This is a genomic window from Pantoea sp. X-Soil-TKNS-1279 (assembly GCF_059730565.1).
Genome location: NZ_AP035949.1, coordinates 558,426 through 569,887, shown reverse-complemented (window position 1 = coordinate 569,887; position 11,462 = coordinate 558,426). Strand labels below are relative to the sequence as shown.

At 53.7% G+C, this 11,462-nt stretch carries 8 protein-coding genes and 1 pseudogene; 4 read left to right on the top strand and 5 right to left on the bottom strand.

Translation table 11 applies throughout. The features are described 5' to 3' along the window. Positions 1 to 39: 39 nt before the first annotated feature. Genes AC6I8N_RS22780 through AC6I8N_RS22770 form a run of 3 tightly spaced genes read right to left on the bottom strand, consistent with a single transcriptional unit; the run spans position 40 to position 3,066 of the window. Complete coding sequence (locus AC6I8N_RS22780; protein ID WP_497830865.1) at positions 40 to 1,602, bottom strand: ABC transporter substrate-binding protein; 1,563 nt, start codon at positions 1,600 to 1,602, stop codon at positions 40 to 42. 13 nt (positions 1,603 to 1,615) lie between these two features. Continuing rightward, positions 1,616 to 2,191 (bottom strand): D-alanyl-D-alanine dipeptidase, encoded by a 576-nt coding sequence (gene ddpX, locus AC6I8N_RS22775; protein WP_497830864.1) that lies wholly within the window; start codon positions 2,189 to 2,191, stop codon positions 1,616 to 1,618. Between the two features lie 8 nt (positions 2,192 to 2,199). Beyond that, positions 2,200 to 3,066, bottom strand: a complete 867-nt coding sequence (locus AC6I8N_RS22770; protein WP_497830863.1) for a MurR/RpiR family transcriptional regulator — start codon at positions 3,064 to 3,066, stop codon at positions 2,200 to 2,202. A gap of 341 nt (positions 3,067 to 3,407) precedes the next feature. Between AC6I8N_RS22770 and AC6I8N_RS22765 the strand changes: the two genes are divergently transcribed. Both AC6I8N_RS22765 and AC6I8N_RS22760 read left to right on the top strand, forming a co-directional pair. Further along, entirely contained in the window at positions 3,408 to 3,626 is a 219-nt protein-coding gene (locus tag AC6I8N_RS22765; protein WP_497830862.1) for a hypothetical protein, read from the top strand. A gap of 244 nt (positions 3,627 to 3,870) precedes the next feature. Further along, positions 3,871 to 5,041: pseudogene (locus tag AC6I8N_RS22760) on the top strand (MFS transporter). Between the two features lie 35 nt (positions 5,042 to 5,076). On the opposite strand, the gene AC6I8N_RS22755 reads toward AC6I8N_RS22760, so the two are convergent. Beyond that, positions 5,077 to 5,934, bottom strand: a complete 858-nt coding sequence (locus AC6I8N_RS22755; protein ID WP_497830861.1) for a helix-turn-helix transcriptional regulator — start codon at positions 5,932 to 5,934, stop codon at positions 5,077 to 5,079. Between the two features lie 116 nt (positions 5,935 to 6,050). Between AC6I8N_RS22755 and AC6I8N_RS22750 the strand changes: the two genes are divergently transcribed. Both AC6I8N_RS22750 and bamA read left to right on the top strand, forming a co-directional pair. After that, a complete protein-coding gene (locus AC6I8N_RS22750) occupies positions 6,051 to 7,460 on the top strand; it encodes an MFS transporter (RefSeq protein ID WP_497830860.1) in 1,410 nt (469 codons plus the stop codon). A gap of 231 nt (positions 7,461 to 7,691) precedes the next feature. Further along, positions 7,692 to 10,130, top strand: coding sequence for an outer membrane protein assembly factor BamA (bamA, locus tag AC6I8N_RS22745; RefSeq protein WP_208726199.1), 2,439 nt, complete (start codon positions 7,692 to 7,694; stop codon positions 10,128 to 10,130). Between the two features lie 241 nt (positions 10,131 to 10,371). Here the strand turns inward: bamA and AC6I8N_RS22740 are convergent, their stop codons facing one another. Further along, the gene (locus tag AC6I8N_RS22740; RefSeq protein ID WP_497830859.1) at positions 10,372 to 11,460 is read right to left on the bottom strand and encodes an ABC transporter ATP-binding protein; all 1,089 of its coding nucleotides are present in this window, start codon (positions 11,458 to 11,460) and stop codon (positions 10,372 to 10,374) included. Positions 11,461 to 11,462: the final 2 nt, after the last annotated feature.

The following is an 11,462-nucleotide window of genomic DNA, read 5'->3' as shown; positions in this document are numbered from 1 at the left end:
CCCTGACGGCGTCGTTGTCGACGCCTTACGTTGAGTTGCTTACTTACTCATGTTGGCGATGTTGAACACCTGTTCCAGCATCGGATTAAACACAAAGCCTTTGACCTGTTTGTTCATCGCCAGCTGATAGTTTTTCTGGAAGAGATAAACGTAGGCTGCCTCGTCGATGACGATTTTTTCTGCCTGTTGATAATCTTTGGTGCGCGCCTGTTGATCGGTGGTTGCCAGCGCGTTTTTCAGCAGCTTGTCGACGTCGGCGTTTTCATAGAAGGAACGGTTGCCCGGCAGCCCTTTCTTGTCCGACTCAAACCAGTAATTCATAAACATGTAGGGATCGGCAAAGTCCGGGCTCCAGTTGCCGATCGCGATGTCGTAATCGCCTTTACCGACGCGTTCACGCATGGTGGCGTTGGCAAGTTTTTCCAGCTTCACATTGATACCGATTTTGCCGAGGCTGGCCTGAGTGGAAAGGGCGATAGGCTCCCAGTTGGGATCGTTATCTGAGTAGAGGAACGTCAGGCTGGCCGGTTTTTGTGGCACTTTGTCCAGCGCGGCTTTGGCTTTGGCCTCATCCATGTTGTATTGCATTGCGGAGGCATCATAACCCCACATGCCTTCGGGAATCGGCCCGCGCATCTGCTTGCCGTAGCCGCTCAGAATGCCTTTCACCATACCCTGATAATCGGTGGCCCAGGAGACGGCACGACGCAGATCCACCTGGTTCATCGGTGCCTTGCTGTTGTTGAGATAAAGATAAGTAACGCGCAGCGACGGGTATTCCGCCACCTCGACTTTACCTTCCTGTTTCAGCGCGGTGAGTTGGTCAATCGGTAGCGAATCAGCGATATCGATATCACCGCGCGACAGTTGCAGACGGCGTGAGGCGCTTTCCCCGATAATCTTCACCGACACGCGTTTAAACGCCGGCTTATCCCCGGCGTAATGCGGATTAGGCACCAGCACCAGCTGCTGACCTTTCTGCCAACTTTTCAGCATAAAGGGGCCGGAACCGGCGGTGTGTTCTGCCAGATAACCGCGTGCATCGTCAGCGGCATGTGCCTTCAACACCGCCGGATTAATGATCGATGCGCCATCGTTCGCCAGGGTGTAGAGAAAGGGAGCAAAAGGCTGGCTGAGGGTGAATTTCACCGTATGTGGGTCAACCACATCGATTTTCAAATCGGCCGGATAGGCTTCTGCCGGACCTTGTTTGATTTTCAGCAAACGTTCGAATGAGGCTTTTACCGCATCGGCAGTCACGGCGCTGCCGTCGTCAAATTTTTCATTATCTTTCAGTTTGAAGGTCCAGGTTTTCTGATCTTCCGAAGCCTGCCAGCTGGCGGCCAGATCCCCTTCCACTTCGGTAGAACCTTTGCCATCGACCGTTTTATAGCGCACCAGACGTTGATAAGCCGGGTAAGTGACGGTCCAGTCGTTATTATCAATGGTGACCGCCGGGTCAAGGGTTTGCGGATCGGCGGCTTTGCCGATCACCAGCATATCTTTCGGCACCGCCGCCTGTACGCCAGGGACAGCGAGCGCCAGCGCGCTGGTCAAAAGGGCCGGACGTAACAGCGAACGTAACAGGTGTGTCGTCTTCATCGCAAAGCTCCAGTTAACAGGAAAATAAGGTGTCGTCGTAACAGGAAAAACGATCGTCAAGCAGCGGATAGCGCAGCGCATCGGGCAACTCGAAGTGCCACCATTCGCTGCTCATGCCAACAAAGCCGCCGCCAAACATAATCGCGTTGAGCAACAGGCGATTACGCTGTGAGGCGACCGGCACGGAAGGGTGATATTGATGGGAACGTTCATGCATCTCATCGAAGCCGGCGCCCATATCAAGGATGTGTCCGTCCTGGTCCATCAGGGTCACATCAATGGCGACGCCCCGGCTGTGATTGGAACCCAGGGTAAGATCGGCGACATATTGCGGGTCGGGGCAGGCTTGCCACAGCAACGCCTGCGCCTGGCGGGGGCGATACGCGTCGTAAACGCGCAACTGAAAACCAGCCAGTGCCGCAATAGCGAGACTTTTTTCCAGCGCAGGTACGGCATCAGGATGCAGCAGGCAGCGCGCTTCGCGATAAATCGGACGGCCGGTCAGGTTATCCGCCGTGGCGTATTTCAGATCGATAGTTAATTGCGGGAAACGCGCAGTGAGATCGACCAGTTCACAATTGTCAGACATAGCAACCCTTAACGTTCAAATTGACCAAATTCCTGCTGTAACTGACGATTCGCCGCCAAACGGGTGGCAAGGTTGTCACCCAGTTGATCGACGACGCCTGACAACAGCAGGTTAAACAGGCAGGTGATGGGTGCCAGCGAATCCCAGAAATGGCCGGTATCGGTTTTCACCTGTAATAAATCCAGCGGGTAGTCACGCGCCCACGGACACCAGATATCGGTGATTAACGCCAGCTGCACCTGTTGTTCGCACGCTACGCGGCAATACTGGCGGGCAATGGCGGAGTAGGCGCGGGTATCGGTGATCACCACATAGGGACGTTCAAAGCCAGAATTCAGGGATTCCACCCAACTGCCCGAAAGCCCCTCGGCATAGCTGACGCGCGGTCGCAGGTATTCGAGATGGCTAAAAAAGGCATTAGCGATACCTCGGGTGGATTGGATGCCGAGCACAAATACCGCATCGGCGTGCGTCAGTTGCTGCACCACGCGCTGAAACACCTCGCTTTGCGCCAGTTGATAGACATGCTGGATGGCGTCCAGCTCCAGTTCCAGCGACTGCTGCGAGCGGCGCGGCAGCCGATTCTGTTGCTGCCAGGCATCAAGACGTTCATTCATTCCCCAGGCCTGATAAGGGCTGGCGGGTATATCCCGCAGGCTTTGCTTGACGTCGTCCAGGTTGCGATAACCGAGCTTACGTAGATAGCGACCGACGGTAATTCCGGTAGTACCCGTGGCCTGCGCGATGCTGTCTGCCGTTTCAAACGGGATCTGCGCACTGTGCGTCAGCAACCAACTGGCGATGCGCTTCGCACTCGGCGTTTGCTGGTTGAAACTGGCTTCAATGCGAGCAATCAATTCGGGTTTAGCAGTCATCGCGGCCTCAATGTTAGCAAGCTGTCATTGGTTGGCATTTTGTTAGCCGAGTAACAATGCAGAACGCGTGCCAACGCGGCAGAGCGCGTCACACCTGCGGAAACGGTGGCGAGTGAATTAACAACAGATCAACATTTGTGCAGCGTAGTTCACTTTTGGTGCAACACGGCAGGGGATTAGGACGATTCTGTGCTGCGGCTCGGATATTTTTGATTTCACTGAAGTGGAAGCGTGAGTTGGTTATTTTTTGTTCCGAATTAAATTCTAAACTGACCAAAATCAATAAAACTTACTACTGGCGTCTCAAGATGGAGATCGAAACACAGGAGATATAGGAGGCTATGATGCGCACTTCAGTTATGACATTACCGGAAATGGCGCGCTATCTGGGCGTCCCCCCTGCGACCCTGGCTCGAGCAATCTGTAATCGGGGTACGCTGGAAAAATTACCGCTGCCGGAAGCGGTTGATGAGGATGTTCCCCTGTCACGTCGCTGTTGGTACCCGCACGACGTTAGTCAGTTCCGTCATGCGCTACAGCGGGTAAGGCATGGTGGCTAGCCCTCATTCTTACCCTCTCCCGCTTGCGGGAGAGGGTATCAAATGTAAGGAGCGAGGCAGCTCTTAACTCCCCTGATTCACCATGATGAATATCTGATTTTTCTAAACGTCAAAGGAGATCGATAATCATGGAACAGATGAGATCAGACCTTGCCATGAAGATTCAGCACGACAGCATTTCGCCCATCTTTTACCCACACAAGTTAAGGTCAATGGCTCCCATTCCGCAGAAAGAGGGTAAATGATGCGCTGCTTATCTATGTCTTACCTTCTGTTGGGCACGCTGCTCACTGCCGGGGGATACGGAAGTACTTTCCTGATTTCGGCCTGGTTCCGTTTACATGGGGGGAGTGACATTGAAACCGGCCATGCTCTCAGCATGGCTTTAGTGGGGACGCTGATCGGGGTACCTTTAGTGGGCTGGGGGGGCGGGTAAGATGGATGCCGCTCGTCTTGCGGCGATTGCTGCTCTGGTCATTGCTTGTGGCTACACTGTGCTGGGTAATTTGCATGGGCTGGAGCCGGGATATCTCCCCCGTCTCGCAGTTTTACTGTGGGGGATGTTTTACCTTGGTGCACCATTAGCGTTGTCGGAGCGTCTGAATGATGCTGAACGCGGCAGTGGTTTCACGTTGTTCAGCGCTTTTCAAATGACCGGAATTTGTGGCATTCCGGTGATGCAGAGCATTTTGATTGCTCAGGCCAACTTATCACTGCAAATCACCTTTCTCGTTGTCGCAGCGATGTTGGCCGTCGCCTCATTCCTGTTGCTACTTTTTGGCCGCAGAGAACCACGTCCTGTGTACGAACGCGTTTTTCGCGCTTGGGTACGTAAACTACCGATATTGTTGGCTGGGCCAGCACGACGCCCGGTGATAATGGTTGGCCTGGGTGGGGCGGTATTTTCAGGCATGATGGCGTTCCAGGTCTCTCTGACGGAAGGTACGGATGCCAGTGCCGGGGTCTTTTTCTTCGTGCATGCCGCCACCGCTGTCACCACCCGCCTGATGCTGTTCCGGTACCTTGCCAGTTGGCCGCGCCAGCCGCTTATTATTGGGCTGCTTGGGTGCCTGATCATTGGTCTGGTCTGTCTGTCCGGGGTGGCGCTACACCCGGCATTCCATATTGTAGCGGCTATGTTGACCGGCGCGGGATATGGCCTGTTATATCCGGTCATTCAGACCTGGGCGGTGAACGATTCACAGCCCCAGCATCGGCATGCCGTTTTGACCTGGTTTGTGGTGTCCTACTTTGTGGGGATATTTGGTTTTCTCGCACTGGGTGGCTGGCTGTTGGTGGTTGCAGGAAAAACTTGGCTTATTGGCTCACTGGTCATCCTGGCGATGATTGAACTGGGAGTGGGGGTTATCAGGCGCCCACGGACAGCAAAAGTTGTAGCCTCAACCTTGGAATGAGTTAATCCGGGTCACCACTTTTCAGCGGATTGCAGTTATGCGCGGGTAATCAACTGCTGCAATGCCGCTGTGCTGGCCGCATCGTCTGGCACATACACCAATAAACGATCGCCATTACGTGATGCTGACCACCAGTTATTCTGCCGCAGTGTCATTTCACTCACCCCAGGACGCCGGAAACGTTTCACACGGTTTTCCACCTTGCCCAGCTCGTAGCGCTGCCAGGTGCGGCCAAATTCATCGGAACTGGCGAGCAGCCGCGCGAGATAACTTTCCCAATGTGGGTCGCCAAGGTGTTCCCCCATCTGACCCCGAAACATCGCCACCATCTGAGGCATCACTTCATCCCAGTCGGCCATCGCGGCACGCCAGCCGGGATGATTGAACGCCAGCCAGATGCAGTTACGATCTTCAGGCGGAATTTCTGCCAGATCCACCCCCATCAGCGCACACCATGCCGCGTTATAGCCAAGAATATCGAAACGCGGGGTTTCAATGATGGCGGGTAGCTGAATTGCATCCAGCATCTTTTGATTATGTTCGGCAATTTTGCAGCAAGCCGCCGCCACCCGCACCGAAGGCAGGTTATGCCCGGCAAGGGAAAACAGATGCTGTGTCTCGACATCATTGCATTGCAACGCCGTCGCAATCGCCGTCAGGGTTTTTGGCGAGGCTTTAATATCGCGCCCCTGCTCCAGCCAGGTGTACCAGGTCACGCCAACATCTGCCAGCTGTGCCACTTCCTCACGTCGCAGACCCGGCGTACGGCGATGGCGCATACGCGGCAGGCCGAGGCGATTTGGATCGAGACTTTCGCGTCGCGTGCGCAGAAAAGTCCCGAGCAATTTGCGGTTGTGATTGGCGGTGTTAGTGATGGGCTGCGTGCTGAGCATTGAAGGCACTCCTGATAAGACGGGTAGAATTTATACCATGATAAACAAGAACTGGTACCCGTTTAATGGTTAGGTGATGCTATGCCTCACAGAAGACAAAAACAAGGGTAAAACCGATGCAATCATCGCAACTTCAACGGGCAGGATTGGTGGTCCTGCTGTCCGGGCAACTGCTGCCCATGATCGATTTTTCAATTGTTAACGTCGCACTCGACGCGATGGCGCATAGCCTGCACGCCACGCCAATTGAGCTGGCGTTGATCGTGGCAGTTTACGGCATTGCCTTCGCCATCTGTCTGGCGATGGGGGGCCGACTCGGGGATAACTATGGTCGCCGCCGGGTATTTCTGGCGGGCGTCTGGACATTTGGTTTTGCCTCACTGTTGTGCGGCATCGCCAGCCATGTCGGAGTATTGATGTTTGCCCGCGCATTGCAGGGGGTTGGGGCTGCATTTATCGTGCCACAGATTCTCGCCACATTGCATGTGTCCCTCAAGGGCAGAGCGCATGCGCGCGCCATTGGTCTGTATGGCGGTATCGGTGGGCTGGCATTTATTGTGGGGCAGGTGCTGGGCGGCTTCCTGATTAAAGCCGACATCGGTGGTTATGGCTGGCGCAGTGTGTTTCTGATCAACCTGCCAATCTGCCTGTTTGTTCTGTTAACTGCACGCCGCTTTGTGCCAGAAACCCATAACAGCCAGCGCGTGGCGATTGATGTTAGCGGTACGCTGCTGCTGGCCGGGGCGGTGGGTTGTCTGATGCTGGCACTGGCATTGGGTCCGGTGTTGCACTGGTCGTGGCCGTGCATCTTATTGTTGGCGCTGTTCCCGCTGTTTTTGCATCGCCTGCGTCATAGCGCATTACGCCTGGAGGCCGCACAAGGCGCACCTTTGCTGCCGCCTTCGCTGTTGCGCCTGCCCGGGGTACGGTTTGGTTTAACTATGGCGGTGCTGTTCTTCTCCTGCTGGAGCGGCTTTATGTTTGCCGTGGCGCTGACGTTGCAATCAGGACTGGGGTTGAGCGCCTTTGAGTCGGGTAATGCGTTTATTGCGCTTGGCGTGGCCTATTTTATCGGGTCGATGCAGAGCACGCGCATGGTGGAACGCTTTGGCAAACGTGTCACGTTGCTGACCGGTTGTGTTATCCAGATGCTCGGTTTGCTGTTGTTGATTGCCACGCTGCATTACGCCTGGCCGAACGTGGGTATCGTCACGCTGATCCCCTCTACGGTCCTGATTGGTTTTGGGCAGTCGTTTATCGTCAGCACCTTCTACCGTATTGGTATGACTGGCGTGCCGCATCATCAGGCGGGAGCGGGCAGCGCGATGCTTTCAACCGTACAACAATCGGCACTGGGTTTAGGTCCGATGTTACTTGGCGGTGTCTTCACACAGATCTGGTTACAGAGTACGCATCTGATGGCGATCACCGGGACGTTGATGGTCGAATGGATGTTAATGGCGGTGCTGGTGGTGTTAACCAGCCTGAGCCGTCGCTCCTTTCAGCCGGTCGTGACCGAAGGCTAATTGTTTCTGGGGCGTAATTCTTGTGGGGTAATTTCAGCAGTGGATTTTCAGCTTATTGTAAAATAACCGAAAATACGCCTGCTTCACTGAATTTACCTTTGGCTAAGCGGTCTTTTTTCCGGAACATAACGCCACTATCAATGGGCTGAACCCTGTGTTCAGCCCGTTTTTTGTGGTGCGGGAATTAAGGCAATCGCCACAGGCACAGGAATAGCGGCAGGCTCATAGCAGATGAAAAAGATGTTAACCGGGTTACTCTTTATGGTGACCACCACTGCCTTCGGTGCAGATGATTTCACCCTCAGGGATATTCATTTTGATGGACTACAGCGTGTCGCACCGGGTGCGGCGATGCTGAGTATGCCAGTGCGTGTCGGCGATCGTGTTAACGATGACGATATCAAAAATACCATTCGTGCCCTGTTTGCCACCGGCAACTTTGAAGATGTGCAGGTATTGCGTGATGGCGATACGCTGCTGATTAAAGTGAAAGAACGTCCGTCGATTGCCAGCATCTCGTTCTCCGGCAATAAAGCGATTAAAGAAGATCAACTGAAACAAAACCTGGAAGCGTCTGGCGTCAGCGTCGGGAATGCGCTGGACCGCACCACACTCTCCTCGATTGAAAAGGGGCTGGAAGACTTTTACTACAGCGTGGGTAAATACACCGCCAGCGTCAAAGCGGTAGTTACCCCCTTGCCACGTAACCGTGTTGATCTGAAATTTATCTTTACCGAAGGTGTATCGGCAAAAATTCAGCAGATCAATATTGTCGGCAACCACGCTTTTTCTGATGATGAACTGATTACGCAATTTCAATTGCGTGACAGCGTGCCCTGGTGGAATTTTATCGCCGATCAAAAATACCAGAAACAAAAACTGGCTGGCGACCTGGAGACGCTGCGTAGTTATTATCTCGACCGTGGCTACGCCCGTTTTAATATTGATTCCACACAGGTCAGTCTGACACCGGACCGTAAAGGTATTTACATCACCGTGAATATTCACGAAGGCGATGTTTATCATGTTAGTGGCGTGGTGGTGAACGGTAATCTGGCGGGTCACTCTGCTGAAATCGAGAAACTGGCACAGATCCCAAAAGGGGGTCTGTATAGCGGTGCGAAGATCACCCAGAATGAAAATGCGATCAAAGATCTGTTAGGTCGCTATGGTTATGCCTTTCCGCAGGTCAGCACTCAGCCGGAAATTAACGATACCGATAAGACGGTGAAACTGCATGTCAATGTGGATGCTGGCAACCGTTTCTACGTCCGTAAGGTGCGTTTTGAGGGCAACGACACCTCAAAAGATTCCGTACTGCGTCGCGAAATGCGTCAGATGGAAGGGGCCTGGCTGGCGAACAACCTGGTTGATCAGGGTAAAGAGCGTCTGAACCGTACGGGCTACTTCGAAAGTGTGGACGTCGATACCCAGCGTGTGCCGGGCAGCCCGGACCAGGTTGATGTGGTCTACAAAGTCAAAGAGCGCAACACCGGTTCGTTCAATATCGGTGTTGGTTACGGTACCGACAGTGGCGTCAGTTTCCAGCTTGGCGTCAGCCAGGATAACTGGATGGGCACCGGTAATACCGTTGGCTTTAGCGGCACCAAAAACGATTATCAAACGTATGTTGAAGTCTCCGCCACCAACCCGTATTTCACGGTGGATGGCGTTAGCCTCGGTGGCAAGTTGTTCTACAACGACTATAAAGCCGATGATGACGATCTGTCTGAATATACGCTGAAGAGTTTAGGGGCGGGCACCACATTAAGTTTCCCGATCAGCGAAAATAACAGCATCAACACCGGGTTTGATTACGTCTACAACCGTGTCAGCAATATGGCACCGCAGGTGGCGATGTGGCGTTATCTGGGTTCTGTGGGCATACATCCGCGAGTGATCGAAACCGATGACGACGACGATGATGATTACGCCACCAGTTCCAATACCTTTAGTGCCAATGACGTGTTCTGGAATGTTGGCTGGGGATATAACTCACTGGACCGTGGCTTCTTCCCGACATCGGGTGTAACGGCGGGTTTTAACACCAAAGTCACTGTACCGGGTTCGACCAACAGCTATTACAAAAGCACACTCAGCGCCAACGCCTATCTGCCACTCAGTAGCGATCACCGTTGGGTGTTAATGGGACGAACCAAAGCCGGTTACGCCGATGGTCTGGGCGGTAAAGACGTACCGTTCTACGACAACTTCTATGCCGGTGGTTCCAGCTCGGTGCGTGGCTTCTCCTCCAACACCATTGGTCCGAAAGCGGCGTATTATAGCTGTAGCGGCAGTGAAAGCAGCTACAGTGATTGTGCGGTGAAAAAATCTGATGATGCGGTGGGCGGTAACGCGATGGCAGTCGCCAGCGCCGAGCTGATTGTGCCGACGCCGTTTGTCAGCGAGCGCTATGAAAGTTCTCTGCGTACGTCGGTGTTTGTTGATGCCGGTACGGTATGGGATACCAAGTGGGAAAATACCGCCGCAACCCGCGCTGCCGGTATTCCGGATTACGGTGATCCGAACAATATCCGTGTTTCCAGCGGCCTTGCGCTGCAATGGCAGTCGCCACTGGGACCTCTGGTGTTCTCTTATGCCGTGCCGATTAAGAAATATGAAGGCGATAAGTCTGAGCAGTTCCAGTTTAATATCGGTAAGACCTGGTAACGGCGTGATTTAACACGTTGACATCCGTAACAGCGCGATAAATCGCGCCGTTACGGGACATTATGAAAAGGGTTTTACAGTTTCTTTAAACGACCAAGACAGACGAAAACATCTGTACTGGTAAAATAGTAAATCGTGCAATGCTTAGGGAAAGAGGGTTCGCGAAAACATCGTTGTTATGCGTTTTTAATTAACTGAATTTTATTTCGCCACCCTCATATTGAGGGTGGCTTTTTTATTTTCAGTGGCCGGATTCGGTTAAGCGATAACCCGTCTCAGCATCAAACAGATGTATTTTCTCGCTATTAAAACCGAGGATCAATTCATCGCCACTGTTGGCGGCGTGGCGTCCGGCGATCTGCATATGTAACGCGTGACCGTGCCAGTCGAGATGTAACAGGGTCGATTCCCCGGTGATTTCCACCACATTCACCCGCGCTGCGGCTCCGTTATCCACTTCGCGCAGATCGTGTGGACGTAAACCAATGGTAACCGGTTTACCGTCATGCTCGCGCGCCACCGTATGCCAGCGTGCCGGCAACGGTTGCCACAGATCCTGACACTGCACGCCTGGCACACCCTCATGGCTCACCAGTTGCGCAGGCAGCAGATTCATCGGCGGTGAGCCGATAAAGCGCGCCACAAAGGTGTTGGCGGGACGATCGTAAATCTCCAGCGGCGCGCCTTGCTGCACGATGTAACCAGCCTGCATCACCACAATCTGATCTGCCAGCGTCATTGCCTCGACCTGATCATGGGTGACATACACCATGGTGGTTTTAAAGCGCTGATGTAGCGATTTAATCTCCGCGCGCAACTCCATACGTAATTGCGCATCAAGGTTGGAGAGCGGTTCATCAAACAGGAACACCTGCGGGTTGCGCACCATCGCGCGCCCCATCGCCACACGCTGCCGTTGTCCCCCGGACAAGGCGCGCGGATAGCGCTGCAATAGCTGATCAATGCCGAGAATGGCAGCGATACGCTGAATTTTGCTTTGCTGCTCTTCGCGTTTGACCTTTTTCACCTGCATATGAAACGCCAGGTTTTCCGCTACCGTCAGATGCGGGTACAGCGCATAGCTTTGAAACACCATCGCGATATCACGGTCAGCCGGATCGCGATCGTTAATCTGCACCTGGTCCATCAAAATGGCGCCTTCGGTCAGGCTCTCCAGTCCGGCCAGCAAACGTAACAGCGTGGATTTGCCGCAGCCGGACGGCCCGACCAGCACGGTAAAACTGCCATCGGGAATGGTCAGATCGAGCGGATGCAGCACCGACTGTTTGCCGTAGCGTTTGGCGACTTTGATCAGTTCAACACTGGCCATGA